This window comes from Gordoniibacillus kamchatkensis (genome assembly GCF_000829455.1).
In the GTDB taxonomy this organism is placed as follows: Bacteria; Bacillota; Bacilli; order Paenibacillales; family NBRC-103111; genus Gordoniibacillus; species Gordoniibacillus kamchatkensis.
The window spans coordinates 13,165-37,315 of sequence record NZ_JXAK01000033.1 but is presented as its reverse complement, the minus strand read 5'-3'; the positions used below and the strand labels follow the sequence as shown (position 1 = coordinate 37,315).

The 24,151-nt window shown below is 56.3% G+C and carries 15 protein-coding genes, 3 pseudogenes and 1 riboswitch; of the genes and pseudogenes, 7 read left to right on the top strand and 11 right to left on the bottom strand.

The window, feature by feature from the left end:
- Window positions 1–667: 667 nt before the first annotated feature.
- The 3 genes and pseudogenes from SD70_RS18590 to SD70_RS18580 all read right to left on the bottom strand — a co-directional run bounded on the left by SD70_RS18590 (window position 668) and on the right by SD70_RS18580 (window position 3,212).
- Entirely contained in the window at window positions 668–982 is a 315-nt protein-coding gene (locus tag SD70_RS18590; protein ID WP_041049024.1) for a hypothetical protein, read from the bottom strand.
- A 23-nt stretch (window positions 983–1,005) separates the two neighbouring features.
- Window positions 1,006–2,150 (bottom strand): annotated as a pseudogene (locus SD70_RS39315) (D-alanine--D-alanine ligase).
- Between the two features lie 60 nt (window positions 2,151–2,210).
- Entirely contained in the window at window positions 2,211–3,212 is a 1,002-nt protein-coding gene (locus SD70_RS18580) for an amidase domain-containing protein (protein WP_041049023.1), read from the bottom strand.
- Between the two features lie 179 nt (window positions 3,213–3,391).
- Between SD70_RS18580 and acnA the strand changes: the two genes are divergently transcribed.
- The 3 genes from acnA to SD70_RS18565 all read left to right on the top strand — a co-directional run bounded on the left by acnA (window position 3,392) and on the right by SD70_RS18565 (window position 8,083).
- Window positions 3,392–6,109 carry an aconitate hydratase AcnA gene (acnA, locus tag SD70_RS18575; protein ID WP_041049022.1) on the top strand — a complete coding sequence of 906 codons (2,718 nt, stop codon included), beginning with the start codon at window positions 3,392–3,394 and terminating at the stop codon, window positions 6,107–6,109.
- 142 nt (window positions 6,110–6,251) lie between these two features.
- A complete protein-coding gene (locus SD70_RS18570) occupies window positions 6,252–6,776 on the top strand; it encodes a YfiT family bacillithiol transferase (RefSeq protein ID WP_041049021.1) in 525 nt (174 codons plus the stop codon).
- A 233-nt stretch (window positions 6,777–7,009) separates the two neighbouring features.
- Window positions 7,010–8,083: a DUF4037 domain-containing protein gene (locus SD70_RS18565; protein ID WP_052487618.1), complete on the top strand. Its 1,074-nt coding sequence runs from the start codon at window positions 7,010–7,012 to the stop codon at window positions 8,081–8,083.
- A gap of 2,391 nt (window positions 8,084–10,474) precedes the next feature.
- Here SD70_RS18565 and SD70_RS18555 read toward each other — a convergent pair.
- The 7 genes and pseudogenes from SD70_RS18555 to SD70_RS18535 form a co-directional block, all read right to left on the bottom strand.
- Complete coding sequence (locus tag SD70_RS18555) at window positions 10,475–11,359, bottom strand: hypothetical protein (RefSeq protein WP_041049020.1); 885 nt, start codon at window positions 11,357–11,359, stop codon at window positions 10,475–10,477.
- Entirely contained in the window at window positions 11,356–11,949 is a 594-nt protein-coding gene (locus tag SD70_RS33595) for an S-layer homology domain-containing protein (protein WP_052487616.1), read from the bottom strand. The genes SD70_RS18555 and SD70_RS33595 overlap by 4 nt, the downstream gene beginning before the upstream one ends.
- Window positions 11,950–11,951: 2 nt before the next feature.
- Window positions 11,952–12,113: a hypothetical protein gene (locus tag SD70_RS36170; RefSeq protein WP_156158091.1), complete on the bottom strand. Its 162-nt coding sequence runs from the start codon at window positions 12,111–12,113 to the stop codon at window positions 11,952–11,954.
- 300 nt (window positions 12,114–12,413) lie between these two features.
- Window positions 12,414–13,190, bottom strand: a pseudogene (locus SD70_RS33590) (methyl-accepting chemotaxis protein); the annotation flags it as partial.
- A gap of 142 nt (window positions 13,191–13,332) precedes the next feature.
- The gene (locus tag SD70_RS37035; protein ID WP_052487614.1) at window positions 13,333–13,983 is read right to left on the bottom strand and encodes a hypothetical protein; all 651 of its coding nucleotides are present in this window, start codon (window positions 13,981–13,983) and stop codon (window positions 13,333–13,335) included.
- Between the two features lie 494 nt (window positions 13,984–14,477).
- On the bottom strand, window positions 14,478–14,693 hold the full coding sequence (locus SD70_RS18540) for a hypothetical protein (RefSeq protein ID WP_041049019.1): 216 nt from the start codon (window positions 14,691–14,693) through the stop codon (window positions 14,478–14,480).
- Entirely contained in the window at window positions 14,686–15,666 is a 981-nt protein-coding gene (locus SD70_RS18535) for a hypothetical protein (protein ID WP_041049018.1), read from the bottom strand. The genes SD70_RS18540 and SD70_RS18535 overlap by 8 nt, the downstream gene beginning before the upstream one ends.
- A gap of 396 nt (window positions 15,667–16,062) precedes the next feature.
- Between SD70_RS18535 and SD70_RS18530 the strand changes: the two are divergent.
- From SD70_RS18530 to SD70_RS18510, 4 genes and pseudogenes are all read left to right on the top strand, one after another.
- Window positions 16,063–17,056 (top strand): annotated as a pseudogene (locus SD70_RS18530) (carbon-nitrogen hydrolase family protein).
- 13 nt (window positions 17,057–17,069) lie between these two features.
- Window positions 17,070–17,768, top strand: a complete 699-nt coding sequence (locus SD70_RS18525) for a GNAT family N-acetyltransferase (protein ID WP_052487613.1) — start codon at window positions 17,070–17,072, stop codon at window positions 17,766–17,768.
- Between the two features lie 201 nt (window positions 17,769–17,969).
- Window positions 17,970–20,360, top strand: coding sequence for an EAL domain-containing protein (locus tag SD70_RS33580; RefSeq protein WP_052487612.1), 2,391 nt, complete (start codon window positions 17,970–17,972; stop codon window positions 20,358–20,360).
- A 119-nt stretch (window positions 20,361–20,479) separates the two neighbouring features.
- Window positions 20,480–20,569, top strand: a riboswitch (cyclic di-GMP riboswitch).
- Between the two features lie 76 nt (window positions 20,570–20,645).
- Complete coding sequence (locus tag SD70_RS18510) at window positions 20,646–22,061, top strand: HAMP domain-containing methyl-accepting chemotaxis protein (protein WP_052487611.1); 1,416 nt, start codon at window positions 20,646–20,648, stop codon at window positions 22,059–22,061.
- Window positions 22,062–22,124: 63 nt separating this feature from the next.
- Here the strand turns inward: SD70_RS18510 and SD70_RS33575 are convergent, their stop codons facing one another.
- A complete protein-coding gene (locus SD70_RS33575; protein ID WP_052487610.1) occupies window positions 22,125–24,050 on the bottom strand; it encodes a glycoside hydrolase family 76 protein in 1,926 nt (641 codons plus the stop codon).
- Between the last annotated feature and the right edge of the window lie 101 nt (window positions 24,051–24,151).

Genomic DNA, 24,151 nt, shown 5'->3' with positions numbered 1-24,151 from the left:
AGTCTCTGCTTCGCTATATTCTCATTTTAGTTGCCACAACAGCGTCGCCAGATTCATTAATTAGCGACTTTTGACGTTGTTCCCTCTAGCCGGCCACCAACAGCGTCACCAGAATCTCTATTTATCGGCTTTCGGCGCTGTTGCCCTTAGCCGCCACCAACAGCGTCACCTGATTCTCTATTTAGCGACTTTAGACGCTGTTCCCTTTAGCCGCCCACCAACAACGTCGCCTGATTCTCTTATTTAGCGACTTTCGGCGCTCTTCCCCTTAGCCGCCACCAACAGCGTCACCAGATTCTCTATTTAGCGACTTTAGCCGCCCCACCAACAACGTCGCCTTGACTTCTCTATTTAGCGACTTTCGACGGCTAACCCCTCAGCCGCCTACCAACGAACGTCACCAGATTCTCAATTTAGCGACTTTAGACGTTGTTCCCTCTAGCCGGCCACCAACAGCGTCACCAGAATCCCTATTTAGCGACTTTCGGCGCTCTTCCCCTCAGCCGCCCACCAACAGTAGCGACCGCACACGATACAGCAAAAAGCAAACTCCCGCCCAAAGCCACCCACGCCTTAACCACGCTTCCGCACTCTCGATTCGCCGCCCCCCGTGCATCTGCACAAAAAAGCCGCCTCCAACCGCGCTAGCGGTCGGAAACGGCTCCCCTCATTGCAGTCCGAAAAACATCTCGCGCGCAAGCGCCGTTTGCACCCGCGCCTCTTCATCCGTCAGCCGGCGGACGAGCTCCATCTCCACCTGCGTCACTTCTTCGCCTTGAAAATTGATTTCGGCGATCGACGCCACGATTTTCACGATCGCAAACGCCTCGTTTCCGGGCGAATAGGCGATCACTTTTTGTCCGGTCGGGTAGACGCGGAAGCCGGCCTTCACCATTTTGCCGCGGCCGTATTCCAGCAGTTCGTACGCTTCTTGCTCGCTTCCCAATTTGCAAACGGAATTGAATTCGGTCTGAAACCCCATGCCCGCATACCTCCCGCGCCAAATTACTCCACGTCAAAAGTATACCGGATATTTTGCTTCTCCGCATGCCGTTCCAGCGCCAGCCGGATCAGTTCGTCCAGCAGCTCGCCGTACGTCTTGCCGCTTTCCTTCCACAGCAGCGGGTACATGCTGAACGGCGTAAAGCCCGGCATCGTATTGATCTCATTGATAAGCACCTTGTTGTCGGCCCTGCGCAGGAAGAAATCGACGCGCGCCAAACCGCTGCCGTCCACCGCCTGGAAAGCCCGCAGCGCCAGTTCGCGGATTTCGTCCGACAGCTCTTGCGGCAGCTCCGCTGGGATGACCATGACGGATTTGCCATCGATATATTTTGCTTTGTAATCGTAAAATTCATTCGAAGATACGATCTCGCCGGCAACCGACGCCTCAGGCTCGTCGTTGCCGAGCACGGCCACTTCCACCTCGCGCGCGTCCACGCCTTCCTCGACGATGACCTTGCGGTCATACTGGAACGCCTCGGCGACCGCACGCAGCAGCTCGACGCGATTGCTCGCTTTGGAGATGCCGACGCTGGAGCGAGGTTGGCCGGTTTGACGAAGCACGGGTAGCCGACGGACATTTCGATTTCCATAATGTGTTCGTCCTGTTCTTTCTCCCACTGCTTCTTCGTAAAATGGCGATAAACGACCTGCGGCAGCCCGGCTTGCGCGAACACCTTCTTCATCATCACTTTGTCCATGCCAACGGCTGACGCCAGCACTCCCGCCCCGACATAAGGAATGCCCGCGATCTCGAGCAGCCCCTGCACCGTGCCGTCTTCCCCGAACGTGCCGTGCAGCAGCGGGAATACGACGTCCAGCGGCGCCTCGGGAGCCGCCCCGGCGGCGGAGACGACCGCCGTCTCGCCGCTTGCGCGCAGCCCGCTGAACAGCGGCTGCAGCGCACTCGGCCCGGCGCTGTCACGCCGCTCCGATTCCACGCCAAAGGCCAGCTGCTCCTTCGCTTGCACCGGACCTTTCAGTGCGAGACCGGAGCGCCACTCCCCCTGCTTTGTTATATAAAAAGGAACAACCTCGTATTTATTGAAGTCCAACGCTTTCGTGACGGCCAGAGCGGTAGACAGCGAAACGTCGTGCTCACCCGATTTGCCCCCGTAAATGAGACCGACTTTGATTTTCCGAGTCATAAGTACCTCCAGGTTTTCTTCGTCAAGTTGTCCGCCGGCGAGGCGGACTTCGCTGTAGGGTCAGATCTGGTCGGCAATCCGAAGAAAAACGTACGTGGTGCGCTCGGACCAAGCCGGCGAATCGTAGTAAGCCCAGTTCCTGCTTCGGGCGTTGTACGTATGTGCGTTAACGAGCGGGGCGCCTGTAATGTCCATCCCCGTTACGATCGTATTATGCTGATACGTGCCATCGCCGTCCCAATCGTAGCAAATCACATCGCCGAGCTGAAGCTCCCAAGGGCTTCGCACCTGCCTTGCCCGTCCGCTGTTCAGCAAATACCGCATCAAGGAGTTGGCAACTGCCCAGCTATAGCTCCACAGCTCCTGGCCGTGCACGCGGCCGCGGTACCACCAGCCCGATTCCCTTTTCCCAGTATAGTCCATGGGAAGCCCGCCTGCATAGAGGCATTGGGATACAAAACTGGTACAGTCGACCTCGAATTGGATATATTGAGGGTTCGCGCCGTTCCACCACGTTTCCGCGTATTGAACGGCCGCTGCCCGGTTATAAATGACGCGGCGCGGAGAGCTTTCGTTAGGATTGAGTATACTACTGTTGAGATAAGGAACAGACGCGCCATATCCGGCCAGCTCGGGGCGGGCGTAATGGTGCATAGCTCCGGGGATCGGGCGGTCGTAGCTGTCCGGCGCCTGCAGCCGCTCGACCTGCGTCACGCTCCAGCGCCCGTCGCCGCGCGGCTTTACGGTCACCCGCTCGCGTTCGACGCGCTCCTCCGTATGCCGCTGGCCTTTTAGCTCATACGAGAACATCCGGCGCAGTTCCAGGTCGGCGGCGGCGCCTGACGGCAGTACCCGCGACGCCAGGATGCGCAGCCTCGTCTGCTGCTCGATCGGCCTCACGCCGCGTTCTTCGGCCTTTCTTTTGGCGGCGGAAAGTATGCGCGACATCTCGCTCAGAAAAATCGGATCCGCCAGCGCGGCGCGCAGCGGCTCGATATTTCCTTCCGTTTCGGCGCGGTTTTTCGCGTGTACGTAATCGTAAACGGCGGTTTTCCAGGACATGCCTATCCCTCCCCTACTTCTCTTTATATGTGAAAAATAGAGGGAACATGAGCGAATTTTATCTTTACGGAGCGAGCTGGAAAGGGTATACTTAGGGTAGATTCGTTTCATGAAATCAAGTTTCACCAAGCGAAACAATCAAACACAACACATTTTTTTGCACCGAAGGAGGCATCACCATGGCGAACAAGGATCGGTATTCCGTCCGCAAGCAGCTGCAGGCCGGGGGCAAAACCTATCACTACTACAGCCTGCAAGGGCTGGAGCAGCAAGGGCTCGACGACATCGGCAAGCTGCCATTCTCCATTAAAGTGCTGCTCGAAGCGGCTGTGCGCCAATTCGACGGCAGAGCGATCACCGAAGAACACGTGAAGCAAATCGCAGGTTGGGCCAAGGGCCGCGACGACAACAAAGAAATTCCGTTCATCCCTGCACGCATCGTGCTGCAAGACTTTACCGGCGTGCCGGTCGTCGTCGATCTCGCGGCGATGCGAGCGACGATGGCCCGCACCGGCGGCGACCCGAAGCGGATCAACCCGCTCGTGCCGGTCGACCTCGTCATCGACCACTCCGTCATGGTCGACGCGTTCGGTTCTTCCACCGCTTTGGAGACCAACATCAACCTGGAATTCGAGCGCAACGAAGAGCGCTACCGGTTCCTGCGCTGGGCGCAAACGGCGTTCGACAACTTCCGCGCCGTTCCTCCGTCCACAGGTATCGTGCACCAGGTGAACCTGGAGTACCTCGCTTCCGTTGCCGCTACGAAAACGGTCGACGGCGAAACTTACGTTTACCCGGATTCCCTCGTAGGTACGGACTCCCATACGACGATGATCAACGGTCTCGGCGTTGTCGGCTGGGGCGTCGGCGGCATCGAGGCGGAAGCCGGCATGCTCGGCCAGCCGCTCTATTTTGTCGCGCCGGAAGTTATCGGCTTTAAGCTGACAGGCTCTTTGCCGGAAGGCGCAACTGCAACCGACCTGGCGCTGACCGTTACGCAAATGCTGCGCAAAAAAGGCGTCGTCGGCAAATTCGTCGAGTTTTACGGCTCGGGACTTAGCAATATTTCGCTCGCCGACCGCGCAACGGTGGCCAACATGGCTCCGGAATACGGCGCGACGATCGGCTTCTTCCCGGTAGACGCGGAGACGCTGAACTACCTGCACGCTACCGGCCGCTCGGAAGAGCAAATCGCACTCGTCGAAGCTTATTATAAAGAACAAGGCATGTTCCGCACGGACGGCACGCCTGACCCGGTATTCACCGACAAAATCGAGCTCGACCTATCCACGGTCGTGCCTTCGCTCGCAGGCCCGAAGCGGCCGCAAGACCGCGTCGAGCTGACGGCGATGAAAGAATCGTTCAACACCATCGTTCGCCAGCCGATCGACAAAGGCGGCTATGGCCTGTCCGAAGACAAAATTGGCGAAGTTGTCGACGTGAAATACGCGGACGGTCAAGTTGCCAAAATGGGCACGGGCGCCGTCGTCATCGCGGCGATCACCTCCTGTACGAACACGTCCAACCCGAGCGTTATGCTGGGCGCCGGCCTGCTCGCGAAAAAAGCCGTCGAGCTCGGCCTCACCAAGCCGCTCTACGTCAAGAGCTCGCTGACCCCGGGTTCGCTCGTCGTTACCGAGTACTTGCAGAAGGCCGGCCTGATCGAGCCGCTGGAGAAGCTCGGCTTCCACGTCGCCGGCTACGGCTGCGCAACGTGTATCGGCAACTCGGGTCCGCTGCCGGACGAAGTGAGCAAGGCGATCGCCGACAACGACATGACCGTTGCTGCCGTTCTTTCCGGCAACCGGAACTTCGAAGGCCGCGTTCACGCCCAAGTCAAAGCGAACTACCTCGCATCGCCGCCGCTCGTCGTCGCTTACGCGCTGGCCGGCACGGTGAATATCGACCTGACGAAGGAGCCGATCGGCACCGGCAAAAACGGCGAGCCTGTATACCTGAAAGACATTTGGCCGACGAACAAGGAAATTCAAGATGCGCTGTCCACGGCGATGAGCCGCGACATGTTCATCGAGAAATACAAAGACGTTTTCCGCGCCAACAAGCGCTGGAACGCGATCGAAGTGCCGGAAGGCGAACTGTACGAGTGGGATACGAACTCCACGTACATTCAGGAGCCGCCGTTCTTCACGGGCCTTGGCGAAAAGCCTGGCGACATTGCCGACATCCGCGGCGCCAAGACGCTTGCGCTGCTGGGCGATTCCGTGACGACGGACCACATCTCCCCTGCCGGCAACATCAAAGTCGACAGCCCGGCCGGCAAATATTTGATCGAGCACGGCGTGAAGAAGGAAGACTTCAACTCGTACGGCTCGCGCCGCGGCAACCATGAAGTGATGATGCGCGGCACGTTCGCCAACATCCGCATCCGGAACCAGGTCGCTCCGGGCACGGAAGGCGGCGTCACGACGTACTTGCCGACAGGCGAAGTCGAGTCGATCTACGATGCTTCCATGAAGTATCAAGCGAGCGGCACGAACCTCGTCGTTATCGCCGGCAAAGAGTACGGCACCGGCTCGTCCCGCGACTGGGCGGCCAAAGGCACGTTCCTGCTCGGCGTGAAAGCCGTCATCGCGGAAAGCTTCGAGCGCATTCACCGCTCCAACCTGGTCGGTATGGGCGTGCTTCCGCTCCAGTTCGTGAACGGCGAAAGCTGGAAGTCGCTCGGCTTGACCGGCCGCGAAACGTTCGATATCACGGGCCTGAGCAACAACGTGCAGCCTGGTCAAAAAGTGAACGTCACCGCGACCCGCGAAGACGGCTCCAAGCTTGAATTCCAGGTGCAGGTGCGTCTCGACTCGCTCGTCGACGTCGACTACTACCGCAACAGCGGCATTCTGCAAACGGTACTGCGGCAAATGATGTTCGGCGGCAAGTAAAGCTTGCAGCCGATACGGCAAAAACACCGGCTATCCGATCTTCACCGGATGCCGGTGTTTTTTTCGTACTGGCGCATGGCCCCTTTGTGCAGTACAATGGGAGGAAATTGACCCCCCACCTTTGCTAGAGGAGGACGTTCTCATGGAACCCAACCTGCAGTACCCGATCGGAAAGTTCAAGTATGAAGGCGCCGACGCCGTGCAGCTGGCAAGCTGGATCGCCGACATCGCCGCCCTGCCGGAGCGGCTTCGAGCCGCGGTGCAAGGACTGTCAGCCGAGCAGCTCGATACGCCGTACCGCCCCGGCGGCTGGACCGTGCGCCAAGTCGTCCATCATGTCGCCGACTCGCATATGAACAGCTTCACCCGTTTCAAGCTGGCGCTGACCGAAAACAATCCGACCATCAAGCCGTATGACGAGGCCGCTTGGGCCGAGCTGGACGACGGCCGCATCGCCGATCCGGCCTTGTCGCTGGCGCTGCTGGATGCGCTGCACTCACGATGGACGCAGCTGCTTCGCTCAATGACGCCGCAGCAGTTCGAGCGCACCTTCCACCATCCGGAGAACGGCCCGCAGCCTCTCGCCCGCGCCACAGGCCTGTATGCATGGCACGGCAAGCACCATACGGCCCACATTACCTCCCTGCGCGAACGGATGGGCTGGTAACTGTTGAAAAAGGAGCCCGGCGCGCTTCACGGCGTGCCGGGCTCCTTTTTGCCGCTGTATGGGTTATATTCACATTTATGGTATCTAAATGTTATGATGAAAGCATTACAGGAACGGAGGCGTTGTCCATGGATAGCTATCATCGGAATCGGGCCCAACCTAAATCGGGGAAACCGCATAAATAGCCCGTTAAACTGCGTGATTCCCCGCCAATGAAGGAGGAATCGAAAGCGTTGTCTTCTTTTGTTCCCGGTATTGTGCTGTCGCGCCATTTTTATGAAGACGTGGTTAGCAAGCTGGTGGATCAGCCGCATGCTGCCGCCTTGATCGGAGAAGGCTCAGAAGTGCTCGGATTTGACCAGCCGCGTTCCACCGATCATAGCTGGGGTCCCCGGCTGCAAATTTTTGTCGAGCCTGCGCAGGTCGATAAAGTTTCACTCGCCGTTGAAGGCGGCCTGCCTGCCAGCTACAAGGGGTTTCCGGTACAGTTTTATTCGTGGCAAGCCGGTACGGTCAAGCATCACGTAGAGGTCACTACTTTGAACCAATGGCTGCTTTCGCAGCTCCGGATCGATTCCCATACGGCACTGACAGCGGAAAAATGGCTCTCCATGCCGCAGCAGCACTTATTGCAATTCAATTCGGGAGCCGTTTTTCGGGACGACCCGGGGGAACTGACCCGCATGCGCGAACGGCTCTCCTGGTTTCCTGACGACGTTTGGCTGTGGATGATGGCGTCCCAATGGCACCTGATCGGCAATACGGAGCATCTCCTTGGCCGGACGGCCGAAGCAAACGATGCACGGGGTTCCACTCTGGTCGCCTTTCGCCTTGTCCGTCTCATCATGGAACTGTGCTTTCTTCAGGAACGGAGATACTGGCCTTATCTCAAATGGTTTGGAAGCGCATTTTCAAAGCTGTCTATCGCGCCGGTTATAGGACCTGTCCTCGATGATATACTTGGTGCCTCCGATCAACGAAGCCGCGAGAACAAAGTGGCGCAGGCGCTTGGGATTGTCGCTGAAAAGCATAATTTTCTGGGGCTTACGCCAACAGTCCAGCGCACGTTCGAGCATTACAAGGTCGGGATTAACGATGCGGTTCGCCCGTATCGCGTTCTGAATGCGGGCAGCTATGCAGAGGCATGCAAACGCGCAATTACCGACGCGACGCTCAGCAAATTAGTCCCGGTCGGGTCCATCGATCAGCTTACGCACGTTGACGACGCATTCATCAATTTTACCGCTTGGCCCAAACGTCTGGAACATGCCTACAAAATCGAACTGGCCGCGTCAAATCCGAACTAAATTGTAGCGCCTCGGGTGGTTAGGGGGCGTGATGAAGGGGTAGGCTCAGGGATTCGCAATACCCGATCGGACGGTCTAGGAACGGCGCCGATGCAACAGTACGAGCGCTCCTCCTCCATCCGGAGTCCGGCTTGCAGCCTCTCGTCTGCGTTACTGGCTTTTATGCTTGGCGCGGCAAGCACGAACGGATTGAACAGGCAACTAAACTTTGCCATGATGTAAATAGGACCCGGCACACGATGTGCCGGGTTCCATCAATCGTGTGCCGACGATCCATGTTTGCTGCCATGACCCGAATGAAGCGAGTCGGAACAGAACGAGACCAGAGGGCGGGAAAGGGCCGAATAGTTTCGGTAACCACTCCTGCCGCAAACCGCTTTGCAGCGCCTGCTCCATTCCGGCTGCAGACCCTGTCTTCCTAGGGCCGGAGCCCACTATATGCGCTCCGCCTTATGGGGTATATATGTTGTTATACATGCATAGCGGCGGCAATAATTTCGTTGCATCGGTAGAGCGAATAAGAACTATTTTAACAGTTGCGGGGTGCTAGTATGGTTGGCCGCCAGTACAACAAAGTCTCCCTCTTGGGCATATGCGCTAGTATCGCTTCCATGCTGCTCTGGGTTGTATTTGTGTTTCTCAATCCATACTCGCACAGATGGGAACCGGATGCGGCCATTACTACATTCATCCTGCTGTTTCTCCCGGCCTGCATCGCTCTTGCAGCTGTTGCTGCATCAAAGCGAGCCTTCATGGCAGTCGCGTTCATCTGGTCATTTCCAGGCAGCTTGTACACTGCTATGACGCCGAGCATATTTGCGCTTTTTGGCGTAACGTCTCTCGCCTATTTGTTCACCTTTGTGCTCATGCGGTCGCAATCTAAACTGCCTTGAGTTTGAAACTGACGGGGGGGCGCGGGCTAAGAACAGCTACTGAGCTCATGCGCATTAGAGCGCACCCTTGGCAGATTAGCCGGGCGGTTAGACGGCAGCCGGGGAATCGAGATACGAACGAAATACCCCAAATAATTGGAGTCTAACGCTGCTATTTAGCCCGTACCTCGCCGATTATTGCTGTAATTAAACCCATTTAGCCCGTGCTCGCTGATTATTGCCGTAATTAAGCCCATGTTCGCTGATCAGCGACTTTTCAGACGCTAATTTTTGGGGAAAACGGAAAATCAGCCACTTAACGCCTCGAAAGTGGCTCCATGCGAATAATCGTCGCTATTTTTGGAACAACAGGGCTCTCGACGTTCATTCCGTCCAATTGGTCCTTAATAGCGTCCCATAAGACGCTGCATAGCGTACCAGTTCTTTAAATTGGAGTCTAACGCTGCTATTTTGCCCGTGCTCGCCGATTATTGCTGTAATTAAGCCCATTTAGCCCGCGCTCGCCGATTATTGCTGTAATTAAGCCCATGTTCGCTGATCAGCGACTTTCCAGACGCTAATTTTCGGAGAAAATGGAAAAACTGACCCTTAACGCCTCGAAAGTCGCTCCATGCGAATAATCGTCGCTATTTACGGAACAACAGGGCTCTGGACGTTCATTCCGTCCAATTGGTCCTTAATAGCGTCCCATAAGACGCTGCATAGCGTACCAGTTCTTTAAACAGCTCTCCCCATTGGAACTAGGCGGCTCATCGCCTTTACAGTCTCCATGTCCACTTTGTTGCACTCCGTACAGCCCCACCACCGTCTCCCTTTCCACTATGTTCGCCGCACCGTGCCTCGCCGTCTCCCAGCCCACCGTGTCGCCTCACTGTCCAGCTCCCTCGCCATCTCCCCGCCTACTATGTCGTCGCACCGTCCAGTTCCCTCGCCGTCTCCCAGCCACTGTGTCGCCTCACTGTCCAGCCCCCTCGCAGTCTCCCAGCAACTGTGTCGCCTCACTGTCCAGCCCACTGTGTCGCCGCACTTTCCGTTCCTACGCCATCTCCCCGCCTACTATGTCGCCCCCCCTTCGCCACCTCCTTGCCCACTGTGTCGCCGCACCGTCCAGCCCCCCCACCGTCTCCCTGCTCACTGGAATCGCACCAGCATGTCCCTTCGACTCCATCTCAGCTATTTAGCCCTCGCTTCCGGCAAATGCCTCTCCCGGCGCGCGATGCGGTGCGGCGCTGCGCATGCCAAATTCCGGGCCGCACGCTGACGGTCGCCATACAATCGCACTTCGCTCCGAACATGCACCTGTTGAAAACTATCGTCCCACCCTGCCAGCCCGGCCAGCCGCTGCGTGAAGCGTAAGCCGAGCTGCCGCCCGTCGGAAACAGCACCACGCTCCCAAGCGCACAAAAGGCTCTACCCGCAGCCACTGCTGCAGGTAGAGCCTTTCAAATGAACTATAGTACGCCCCAACCGGATCCAGCCGGGTCAGACGCGGTGTTCGTCAATGCTCTACGGTGACCGCCGTCCAGGCCTCCACGCCGCTCGGGGAAACGGCCTTCAAGTCAAAGCTGGTCACATTGCCGGCGATGGTGACGTTGCCGTCCGGGTCGACCGTGACATTGCCTACGCTGGACGAGCTGTCGCCGAGAATGTGGCTCACGGTGAACAGAACGCCCAATGCGAAATTATACTCTTGCCCCTCGTTACGGGTGCTGTCGCTCTTGTACGTCGTGCCGTAGTTATCGGTGATGGTCAGCTTCATTTGCTGGAATGCATTGAAGGTGCCCACCGGTACGGTGACGCCGGTATTTCCGGCTTCCAGCTTGGCGACGGAAATCGGATCGGCTTTTACCTCAACCGGAACGTTCATTTGCTTGGTATCGCCATTCAGGGCGCGGAAAGTCAAGTTGATCGTTGCCTTCCCTGCTTTGACGCCAAGCACATAGCCCTTATGGTTCGCATCAATGCCAGCCTTGGCTACTGCGGGATTGGAGGATACCATCGACTGAATGACGCCCGGCATCGCAACCGGCTCACCGTCTGCAGTCTTTGCGGTAATCACGATTTCTTTTGCCAATTTACTCTGGGCCGGGTTTTCAGCCGCAGCCTGATTGACGCCGTCGATCCCGGCCGCGAGGGCGGTAACGCCGCTGTCGATAACGCCGGGCAGTACGTAAGCCGCCGTCACTTCCGGTGCGGGCGCAGGGCTATCATAGTGGAACGAAGTGGATCCGGTCTTGACGGTAGAAGCATCCAATCCGCTTAAAGCAACGGTATAATCGCCGGTGGCGAGCGAGCCGCTTGTCAGCGTCAGCGTCGCTGTCTTGCCGTCGGCGGACCAGGCGATCTTCGCAGCCACGACAGCCTGGCCCTGGCTCAGCGTCACAACGGCTTTTGCGGTATCGACCGGCTGGTCGAACGTACCTGGACGGTTTGGGCATCTGTCGCTTTGGCGCCGACAACGGACACTTGAACGGCCTGGGTTGGAGCCGGCGCGGATTGGTCCAATTTCGTTTTATATACCGCATACCCGCCGACGACCAGGTCCGCTCGCGTCGCCGCCGCGGCTCCGTCGGCGTCAGCGGCAATCAGGCCAAGCTGCTTGGCATCCTGAACCGCTTTGGCGTACCACGGGCTGCCGGACAAGTCGGGCTTCTTGCCGACGCTTTTCAGCAGCGCAGTGGCCAATTGGCCGACCGTCACGTTATCTCCGGGCGCGAACGTCGTATCGGTCATGCCGTCGATGAGGCCAACCTTCTTCGCCGCTTCCACATAAGGAATCGACCAGCCGTTAGCCGGATCGTCAGCTTTCACATCCGTAAAGCTTGACGCCGTCACGTTCATGTCGACGCGTACGCCGCTGCTCAAATCGAGTACTTTGGCGAATTGAGCGCGGGTCATATTTTGCTGAATGCCGAACGTATCCGCGGATACGCCTTCCATAACGCCTTCCGCCAGCAGAGCGTCAATCTTCACCTTCAGATCGGCGCTGATCGAGCGAGATCGCCGAATTGTGCCGATGTCACCGCATTCGCCGCAGCACCGGTTGCACTGCCCGAGCTTGTATCGGCGAGCGCTGCGCTCCCAAACGCGGAGAAAGCCGCCAAAGCGGCCGCTGCCGCCATATGTAATTTCTTCATCGCTGCATTCCTCCTATTTTCCCAAATCTATGTCTATTATATCAGAATTTATATATCGTTTCGCAAATGCAGGCTCATCCATAAGAAAAGCTCTTTCGAAGCCTTATCGATGATGAGCGACCTACAAGTTTTGCGCAGCAAAACCCGCTTCGTAAGCGAGGAAGCTTTTCATGCCGTAAAGAATGTTCTTCTGTTCGCATATCGATATTCACAGAACTTAAACATTCTTTAACGGTAAAAAAGAAAGGCGCCCGGTAGCCGGACGCCCCTACTGTTCCTATTAAGTTACCGCCGCGCGCCTTATATTTTGAACGCGGCAACAGATTGATTCAATTGCTCCGCCAAGCTCGCTAGCGTCATTGCGGAAGCCGCCGACTCTTGCGATGCTGCGGCTGACTCTTCGCTGCCAGCGGCGATCGTCTCGACCGAGTTCAATATTTCGCTCGATTGTGCGGCCTGCTGTTCCGTGGCTGCAGCAATTTCCGACACTTTGAGCGCTACTCCGTTGACCATGTCCAAAATCGCTTTGAACGCTTCGCCGCTCAGCGTGGAATTTTCCGCCGTTTCTTTGGCGGCCTGCGCGCTTTGCTCCATATTAACCTGCATCGCCTTAATGATGTGGGTAATTTCTTTGGTGGCATCGCTGCTTCTTTCGGCCAGCTTCCTCACTTCGTCGGCTACGACGGCGAAGCCGCGGCCTTGCTCGCCCGCGCGGGCTGCCTCGATGGCGGCATTAAGCGCAAGCAGATTCGTTTGGTCGGCAATTTCGTCGATCACTTCGATAATTTGCCCGATTTTGCCGGAGTGTTCGACAAGGACGGATACTTGCTGGTTCAAACGGTTCATCCCGTCCAGCGATTTGGCGATGATCGTATTGCCCTCGGAGGCGCGGCGGGCCGTTTGTTCGGAAAGATCGGCTGCGGATTCGGCGTTTTTGGCGACGGAATCGACACCGTGTGAAAGCTCCCTGAACAGCTCGTTGATCGTTTGTGACGCTTGAGCCTGACTCTGGCTGGAGCCGGAAATTTCTTCGATGGAAGCCGATATTTGATGCGAGGCCGCAGCGAGCTGATGGGCGGATTGGAAAATGTTGCGGATGAACACCTGGTAATTGTCCAGCATCGTATTAAAGGAACGGGCCAGCTGGCCGATTTCGTCCTGGCCGAAATCGGGCAAGCGCGCCGTCAAGTCCCCTTTGTTGCCGGAGAGCTCCTGCAATTTATGTACGACGAGATGCAGCGGGCGAATTTTGCGGAACAGCAGGAACACCGAGATCAGCATGCTGACGGCAACGACCGCAATGATGGCGAGTAACGGCGTAACAAATAAAATACATCCGGTTTTCCGCCGACAGCGTTTCATTTTGCGCACGCGTATTCATCTTATCCTGGAATTGCTTGATCGGGGCCATGATGATTTTTTTGTTGGTATCGTACTGGCTGTCGAACATCAGCTTGCGCGCCGCGTCGAAGTCCCCTTGCGCCACCGCTTTCATGGCGGCATCTTCCGTCTTGACGAGGGTGTCGGAACTATTCTTCGCCTGCGTAATCAAATCCAGCTCGTCCTGCGGCGCGTGCAGCTCTTTCAACCGCGCGACCACGCGGTCCCGCGTCTTCGTCTCGTTGACTTCTTTCCAGTAATTGTCGTAATGGACTTTATCGCCGAATTGCACGTATTGGCGGGCTTCGTTGGTCAAATAGTCCGAGGAGTCCGCCAAATCGATGCCAAGCTGTTTAAATTCGGCCTGGCGGTTTACGGCAGTTTTGAACGATTCGTAATTGGCGCGGAGCAGCAGAACGGACACAATGAGCAGGACGGACAAGATGCTGAAAGCGATTGCGACGATCTTTAGCAATGTCGAAATTTTCACGGTATCGCCTCACTGTTTCAAATTTTTGTACTGCGCTCATTTGTCATAAATCGACATTTGTCGAACGGGATTCACCCCAAAAAAGATGGCCACCCCCTACAACAAGCTAGATATTGAACCAATATGCCGACTTCAAAGCCCGCCAATATACGACAAATGTACCATGTTGACCATCGATTTATGTTTTTTTTTTCGAATTTTGATTGCAAATCTATTCTACCATAGCATCATTTTCCATACAATAGGGGAATGATATGAAGATTTTATGTATGGATATGAATGGCTGGGAACCCTGAACTTCCCTAACCCTAACCTCTATGAGCTGGTCCTAAGAACCGCTATAATAAATCCATCACCGACTGCTCTTCCTTACACCATCGAGTGCGGTTTTCGGCGCCTTCCCTCCTCAGGATTGCGCAGTACATAATTTAGGGGCTCCCCATAGGCGAATGGAGGAGCCCCTTTTTTTCCTTGCGCGAAACCGGCGAATATCGTCACGAACGTCTGCGTTCCTCATTCCGGGGCCGCCCGATTCGGCTTAGCCAGCCGGCGATGCGCAGACCTGCCCAAAGCACGACGGCGAACTCCGCGAGCACGAACAGCGGGTGAAGATCCGGCGCCCGTCTGGCGGCCCCCTCCCCTTCGTGAGCCCAAGCCGCCTCAGGGAGCTGCACGAGGAGCAAGGCGAGCCAAAATCCGATTTTACGCATGTCCTGCCTCCTCCTTCCGTCCCCGGGTCCCCCGTCTGATCCGCAAAACGGCCGCTCCTGCCAGCCAAGAACCGAGCAGCGACAAAACGACGTGCTCCCGGCTCATTCCGAGCGGGTCCTGCAGCGCTGCGGCTACTGTCAGCCCGATAGCCATCGCCAGTACGCCCCCATACTCCGCATAGACCGGTTTTGCACGCAAAAGTGCATAGACCAGATCGAACAGAATGCCTGCCAGAACGAGCAGAAATGGGAACAGCATGTGAACCGTCGTCAGCGACCACACACCGTATACAATAAGCTTAAAAACGAACGGTACAAGCGTCGCCCAGGTACCGATCGGCTTGCCGAACCGAAGTAAACCTTCCTTAACGACAAAGACGAGGACGGGCATGATCAAGATGGCGTAGTAACCGGAATAGCGGCTCCAGCGCGCGCCGATCGCCCATCCGGTATCGACGTCGTACTCGGTCATTCCGAACTGAAAAAAGCTCACCGCAATGCCGTACGCCGCAATGGCCCCGATTCGCGCTATCCGGCGGTTCGGCGATTGCCGGAACAGCTCCGCCACTCCAAGCGCGTTGACGACGCCCCCGTAGATGACGAGTAAATGAGGAGGGCTCCACAGCGTCACGTCGAACCCCACCAGATTGTGATACAGGTTATCGGTAATTCCCGCTATAAGCTCCAGCAGCGAGCCGGTCCCCGCAAGCGCCAGGCCTGCCGCATGCGGGATGCGGGCCGGCGCGAATGCGCCGATCTTGACCAGCTCTCTTGCGACCACGAGCAGCGTCGCCATCCCTCCCAGAAAGACGGAAGCGTAAATGATCAGATGAGGGATTGTCGCAAACGTCTCCACGAGCCCTTTCAAATGCCACCATACATCCATATAGCCGCCGGCCATGCCGGTCACTATGAAAAATACGACCACGAACGGCAGAGCCGCAATCCATCTTGAGCTTGATTCCGCTTCCATATTCCACCCTCCTTAGAGTTTAGCTTGCGGTGTTACATTGGCTTCGCATGCCTGGTGTCGTACCTCCGGCTTACCGCCTTGGCGTTCAACCGGAAAATGTTCGGGCTTCCCGAGAAAGTATGGCTGCGCTGCGGACCTAAGAACGTGGGTCTCCGGCTTCGCCCACAATCGTGTTCCCTCGAAATTAGAGAAGGCGGGAACGCGATTTCAAAGGCGCACGCTACGCTCATAGGCCTACATTCCCATTCTCCGCTCCGCCTTTCCCGGGCAGCCTGAAACGTTACGTTTGCTTCACGTGCTAAACGTTCAGCACCGCATGAAGTAATATTTCAACGCGGATCATGCGATTCCTGCGCTGCGTTCCTGCTTTACCCATATGCGGGCCCCTGCGGCGGCATGCGCAAGCGGCTGCGCTTCGAGGCCTATTTTTGCGGATGGGAAGACACCGCTCGCAAATGCTTACATATGATGAGAAAGAGCGCTATGCTCTACGTTCGGAGCGGCTGCCGTTCGTTTATGCGGGAGGAACCTATGAAACTTCGAGTATCCACCGTGCAGTATCACCTTCATGCTGTGCGTAATTTTACCGAATTCGCGGATCAGGTCGAGCATTATACGAAGGTCGCGAAAGAATACAGGGCGGATTTCCTGCTGTTTCCGGAGCTGTTTACGACTCAATTGCTGACGATCCAGGGAGATCGGGCGGGTCGGGTGTCCATTGAGGACGTGCCGCGCTATACCGCAGAGTACGAGCTGCTCTTCCAGGGAATCGCGCAGGAATACCGCATGCATATTGTCGGCGGCACCCATATCGTCCGGGAGAACGGCCACCTCTACAACACCTGCTATTTGTTTTACCCGGACGGCCGTTTCGGCAAGCAAAAAAAAGCTGCACATCACCCCGGCCGAGCGCAAAGAGTGGAATATTAGCGCCGGAGAAGGGCTGCAGGTGTTCCGAACGGACAAAGCCACCGTGGCGCTGCTCGTCTGCTACGACATCGAATTTCCGGAAATCGCCCGCATCGCCAGAGCGCGGGGCGCCGATATCCTGTTTTGCCCGTCGTGTACGGACGACCGCCACGGGCTGTACCGCGTCAAGTATTCGTGCCACTCCAGGGCTGTGGAAAATCAAGTGTACGTCGTCACTTCGGGAACGGTCGGCTCTCTGCCGACGGTAGGCGGCATGCGGCAAAGCTTCGGGCAAGCCGCGGTCATCGCGCCGAACGACGTCCCTTTTCCGCCTGGCGGCATTGTGGCTGAAGGTGAAATCAATCAAGAGATGGTCGTAACCGCCGAACTTGATCTGCAGCTGCTGCACGAGATCAGGGAGAGGGGCTCGGTAACGACGTGGCGCGACCGCCGGACCGACCTGTACCCGGATTGGAGTTAACGGAGGTGGGACAGTGTATCGCAAGCAATTGTTTACGTTCAGCGGAGCGCGGCCGGTTCCTACTGTCATTCGCCGTTACGAGGAAGCGGATTTCGACGATTTGATCCGCATCCAGCGGGAAAGCTTTCCCCCGCCGACCTCGGAGAAGCAGTGGTGGCGCAAAGACCAGCTGCGAAGCCAGATCGCCATGTTCCCGGAAGGAGCGCTCATCGCGGAGGTAGACGGCGAAACGGCAGGCTCAATGACCGGCTTCCGGATCGATCTCGGCCCCGGCAACCCGGAGCATACGTGGCATAGCATAACGGACAACGGCTATATCCGGAACCATAAGGCGGACGGAAACACGCTGTATATCGTCGATATTTGCGTCCGCCCGGCATACCGGCGGCTGAAGATCGGGTATTGGCTGATTCAATCGATGTATGAGCTGGCTGTGGCGCTAGGCATCCCCCGGGTGGTGGGAGGCGGCCGCATGCCGGGCTATCATCTCTACGCGGACAAGCTGAGCCCGGACGATTATGTGCGGCAGGTCATACATGGTCAGATTACCGACCCTGTGCTTACTTTCCTGATGAAAGCCGGACGGACGCCGCTGAAGGTGCTGCCCAATTATTTGCGCGGAGACCGGGATTCTTGCTTCTATGCAGTGCTTACGGAATGGAGGAACCCTTTTGCCGACTGCGGCGTTTGCCCGCCTGCAGCGGACGAATGATTGCCCCCGAAGACGCCGGCCTGGCGACAGGCCGGCGTTTCTCATTGCTACGGCCGCTGCGCCGGCAAGCCGTTACTGCAATGCGCATGTTGTTGTATTGTCAATTGATGTCGATTATAATCGAAATAATTATGCATACTGCAACGGCAAACGGCTGTGAGTTGCTTTACATCTGAAGGGATTATCGGAGGCCGATCCGCCATGTCGCTTCATCGCAAAATTATGATCTACATCGGGATCACCACTCTTGGCCTGCTTACGCTGCTTTATGTCATTTCAAAAAGCATGCTGCTAGACAATTACGAACGGCTGGAGCTTTCCAGCGTTCGGGAAAACATGAAACAAAGCCTGCTCGCTTTTTTTGACGAATATACGAATCTCGGGGCTATCACGATCAATTACGCGGGCTGGGACGATACGTACAACTTTGTCGCCCGGCCGGCTATTCCCGCCGAGAACGATCCGTATCTCACCGACAATTATACCGATTCGTTATTCGTCTCTTCCCGTCTGAACGCGACGCTTCTGTTTAATAACGAGAAGCGGCTTTACTTCGGCAAAGCTTACGATTATGCCGAGAAGCGCGCTCTCCCCCACCCCGGCACATTGGTCGAAGCTCTGCTGAAAGAGCATCCGTCTTTCCTCGAGCATCCGGTCGAGTCATCCCGCAAACAAGGGCTTTTGATCGTCGACAACAAGCCGATGATTGCCGCTTCTTATCCGGTTTTAACGAGCAACAACGAAGGTCCCGTTCACGGCACCTTGGTTTTTGTCCGTTACCTGGATTCAAACTACATCAAGTACATTTCCGAAAAAACGGACATGCCGTTTTCGATCTCCATCGTAGAACCGTCCTTCTCCCCTCCGCCCGATGCGGTTATGATAGGCGGTCCCGGCAACCGTTCCCTGCCGTTTTGGACCGTATCCGACAAAACGACCGTCAGGAGCTTCTGCCTGCTTACGGATATCGATAGCAAGCCTGCCCTCCTTCTGGAGTACTCGAAGCCGCGGGCACTCGTGAAAGAAGCCAATAACGGCATTATGTTTTACTTGCTCTATTTCGCGCTTTCCGGATTCGTCTTTTTCTTCATCGTCAGCTTCGTTCTGCAGCGCACGCTATTTGCCAGATTGAACAGAACGATAAGCGGCATGAATGCGATCGAGGAGAAGCAAGATTTTTCCATCCGAATTCCGGAATCGGGCAAAGATGAGATCACGAAGCTGGAAAAATCGTTCAACCACATGATGTCGTCGCTCGAGCACGCCCAATCCGAAATCCATTATCAGGCGTATCACGATCCGTTAACAGGCCTCAGCAACCGGAAAGCGTTCTACGCCCAGCTTGAGAAAACGATCATGCACAGCTCGCGGGATCGAGTCCGATTCGCCCTGCTTTTTGTCGATTTGGACCGCTTTAAGTTTATCAACGATACGATGGGCCACCATGCGGGCGACCTGCTGCTCGTCGAGGTTGCCGAAAGATTGCGGCAGTGCTTGAGTGACGAGGATTTTGTATGCCGTCTGGCGGGCGACGAATTTTGCATCATTACCCGCAGCGTCCGCGATTCCAGTCAGATCGAGCAACTTGCGCAAGCCATCCAGCGCGCGTTCGAGGCCCCGTTCGATCTTCACGGCCACCGCGCCTCGGTATCGGCCAGCATCGGCATAAGCTTGTATCCGGAGCACGGAACCGATTCGGAAAGCTTGCTGCACCATTCGGATGTAGCCATGCTCGAGGTGAAAGAAACCGGCAAAAATCATTACCGCTGGTATGCGGATTCCATGGAAGCGATACGGGCAAGACGATTGCGCATGGAGCAATTTTTGCAAAGCGCGATTGTCCGTAACGAGCTCACCGTTCACTATCAGCCCAAGCGGGATTTGGCGCAAGGCAAAACGGTAGGGGTGGAGGCGCTCTTGAGGTGGAACAGCCCGCAGCTTGGCAACGTACCGCCATACGAGTTCATTCCCGTCGCCGAGTCTTCGGGCATCATTCACGACATCGGCGAATGGGTCATTCGCTCGGTCTGCCGGCAATTCGCCGCTTGGCAAAACGAATTTGCGGACATGTCTCTGATCGTCGCCATCAATATATCGGGCGTTCAGCTGCTGCAGCCGAATTTCGCCCGGCGAATCCGGACCATATTTGCCGAGGAGGGAGCCGATCCCCGGCATTTCGAGCTGGAAGTGACGGAAAGCTTCATGATCGCCAAGTTCGACGAAGTGGTCGACATTTTCGCGCAGCTGCGGGACTTCGGATTTCTTATATCCATCGACGATTTCGGAGCGGGCTACTCTTCGATGAAGTACTTGTTCCAGCTGCCGATTCAATGCATGAAAATCGACAAAACGCTGATCGACCATCTCGCGGATAACGCCCGCAATCAAGTCATCGTGTCGGCGCTGATCGATATGGCGCATCAGCTTCAGCTCACCGTCGTTGCGGAAGGCGTGGAGCTGCCGGAGCAGCTTCGGATTCTGGAGTCTTACCGTTGCGACCAGATTCAAGGATATTTGATCGGCAAGCCTGTTCCGGCGGAAGAACTCCGGGCGCTGCTCAGGTCCGTTTCGGCTCCGGGAATTTCGAGTTGAGAATTATCGAATCATGTCAAAATATTTCAATTATTTTGTCGTATTTTGTTGATTTCCAAAAACGCCCCATTATAATATAAATTAGTACCGCTTACATATTCATATCGTCTATTTTATCGCTTCGATAAAGGCAAACTTGCCGAAAGGCAGGGACGCAAAGCTACGGGTCTAAGGTTCCAAGTACGAACTATGACCGCCGGGCCGCCGAAAAGCCGGAAAACGGCTTGATTCAAGCCGTTTTTTTGTTTTTATGCACCATATTACATATTGCGGGGGAATGGGTCGATGAGATTGAAAACGAAACTGGTAAGCGTGCTTGCTGCTTTGGTTGGTTTTATTTTGTTCATCGGGATTTATGGCTACGTCAATAATCTGCAAACTCAAAAGAGCTACGACGCCATCCTGGACAAGCAGGAATACCGATTCTACCTGAAATCGATCCAGTTCCGCCTGGCCGGCCTGTCGAACGACGAGAGAGGCTACCTGCTTCAAGGCGATCAAAGCTATTTGCAGGAAATCAAAAACAAAACTGCCGACGTGGACAGCTTTTTGAAGAGCATTCAACAGCTGAACGGTTTGAATAAAGAAGAACTGCAAACCGCGGATAAAGTGAGCAAAAACTTCGCCGTCTTCTCGGCCGCCAGCAAAAAAGTCATCGACGCTTACGGCAGCGGAGACCGCGACGGAGCGATCAAGCTCCACTTCGGGGAAGAGCGGGATGCCCGCAAAGAACTCGACCCGATTGTCGCCGATTCGCTGGACAAGCTGGACAAGCAGATTGACGCCACTACGGATAGCATACACAGCAAAGCTAGCCGCGATAATTTCATCATCTTCACCGTTATTGCGATCTGTTTCGTGATTAGCGTCGCCTTCGCGCTGATCATGCTTCGCGCCTTGAAAACGGTCGTCCAGGCCGTCTACGATTCGTCGCAAAACTTATCCGCCGCGGCCCAGGAAATATCCGCCAGCACCGAGGAAATCGCCAGCGGGGCGACGGCTCAAGCCACTGCGGCGCAAAACATGACCGAGCTGATCAAAGAAATGTCCACAGCCATCAACACCGTTGCCGAAAGCGCCGAGTTCGCCGCCGATTACGCCAATAAAACCGTACAAATTGCCCATGAAGGCGGCCAGACGGTGCGAAACTCGATTAACGGCATGGATCAGGTCAACAAGCAAATGTCCCATCTTGAAGAAGATTCCCGGAAAATCGGCGAAATCATCGAAGTTATCAGCGATATTGCCGATCAGACGAATTTGCTGGCGCTTAACGCCGCTATCGAAGCGGCGCGCGCGGGCGAACAAGGCCGCGGCTTCGCGGTTGTCGCCGACGAAGTGCGCAAGCTGGCCGAACGGAGCGGCGAAGCGACGAAACAAATATCGGCCATCATTAAAGGCATGCAGAAAAATACGGAGCAAAGCGTCCGGGCGGTTGTGGAAGGAGTGGCCCTGTCGCAGGAGACGGGCAAAGCGTTCGAGCGCATCGTGTCGCAGCTGACCGAAACCGCCGGCAAAGTCGTGGAAATCGCCGCCGCCAGCGAGGAGCAAGCCGCCCAATCGAACGAGGTGCTCATCTCCGTCGAAAGCATCGCCGCAGTAGCCGAGCAAACGGCGGCCAGCGTAGAGGAAACGGCATCGACATCGCAGTCGCTGGCCCAAATGGCGGAAACGCTGAATCAATCGATAGCCAAAATCTAGTTCCTTCGCCCGATAAAAGCGCACAAAGCCTGCTGCGGCAGGCTTTGTGCGCTTTTTGACATCCTATTGCGACACCGTAAGATTGTCATAGTTCAAATAATTCGTGCTCCCATTGCTGCTGTTGTAAATGAGCGAGACCGTGTTGCTTCCCGCGTTCAACTGGACTCCCGTTACGGTGACCGTACTGTAACTGCTCCAGCTGCCGGTGCCCGGAAACGACAAGTTGTTCACGACCCCCGCTCCGTTGACGTAAACATAGCGCGAAGCGTTCCCGGCGCCGCCCGCATAGCGGAATGTCAGCTTGTAGGTTCCCGCCGAAGCGGCGTTGACGCTAATATCGACCCACTGCCCGTCGGCGTTCCATCCGGCCACATAGCCCGTGCCTGTATATCCGCTATATTTCGATTCGATCGACAAGCTGTGCAGCGTTCCGTATTCCGCCTCATACTGGGATGTCGCCGCGCTTCCTCTCGCTTTCAGCTCATAGAGACGGGCGGCGAGGTTGCTTGTCGAAGTCTGGGCGGTCGTCACGTTCATCTTGATGTATCGGCCGGTGACTGCATTGAAATCATGCGATACGACATTGCCGATGTTGCCCCATTTGGTCACAACTGTCGTCCAGTTCGTGCCGTCACCGATCTGGATATTGTAATCGCGAATGTTATACCCCGGGTCCTCCCCGCCGCTTCCAGCAAAATACAGAAATAGCTGCGACACGGACTGGGCCGAGCCGAGATCGATCGTCAGCGTCTGCCCTCCGGAGCCCCCTTGGCACCATTTGGTCCCGGTCGTATTGCCGTCCACCGCGTTGCCCGGCCCTTCCGACGACGCGCATGCCGTTCCGTTCGCCGTCGCCGTCTTTCCGAGCGCCAGATCGACGGTTTGCGTTTCCGTCACTTGCGTATTGAGTACGTCAAGCGCGGAGCTTTGCCGCGCCGCGTCGGCGGAATCGAACGGCCCCGCCCATTTGAGACCGAGCTGATTGGATGCGTTGCGGTCGCTTGCCCAGACCGAATGGGCGTTGTTCTGCATGTAGGTTTGGTAGCCGGCATTCAAGGTCCGGTCGTACAGCACTTTCAGATACCGCATGAAAATGCCTTTGAACTGCGGCCCGTCGCCTCCGCAGCCGCTCGCCTCGCACGGCTCCGTCAGGATGCCGTTTTTCGTCAGCGTCGTGCTGTTCATGACGGCGTTCGCGATGTTCTGGGCGGTCGTGAGCAGCGAAGCGTCCTTCGTCGCTGCATTCCACTCGACAAGGCCGCCCAAAATGACGCCCTGATTGTACGTCCACGTCGTTTGCCCGTTGTTGGCGCAGCCGCTCGTCAAGCCGTCGTTGATCAGATTCGAGCTGTTGATCATGCCGCTGTTTTTAAACCAGTTCCATTCCTGATTCGCCCAGTTGTAATAGGTAGAATCGCCCGCAACCCGGTTGTGCAGCTTGGCGGCGACCGTCAGAAACAGTTCGTTGGCGATGGCGTTCTTGTAAGTCCGATCCTTGCTCCACCAAATGCCTCCGCCGCACGTGCTGTCCCAACCGCCGGTCATGTCGCTGAAAATCGTTTTGGCCTGGTCCAAATATTTGGCGTCTCCGGTCAGGTCGTACGCCTTGATCCAGGCGAGCGCCCACCAGCCTTCGTCGTCATAGTAATTGTTGAGGAAATTGCCGCTGTGGTTAGCGTTGTAAGTATTCGTCAAGTCGCTTAAATAAGTGGTAGATCCGGACCGCATCATGTAATCGATCGTTGCTTCGAGCGCGTTGGCGGAGTTCCACCATCCCGTCGAATTGTACGTGCTCCCGTTGTACCAGCTTTGCAGAACGGATACCGCAGTCGCCGCTTCCCCGTTGAAGTCTTCGGCGGCCGATGCCTGCGGCAAAGCTCCCGCACCGAACACGGCCAGGCAAACCAGCAACAGCGAACATGCCCATCGCAACCGCTTCGGAGCTTTCCGCGGCGCGCGGACTAAAGCTTGGATCGAAGCTCTGCTCATTCCCATACCTCCTCCGATTCTCAGCCTCATTCATATTCCGGGAAACAGCAACTTATTCTTCGCGATATGCCCGAAAACACTGACACAATGCTGTCAGAGTT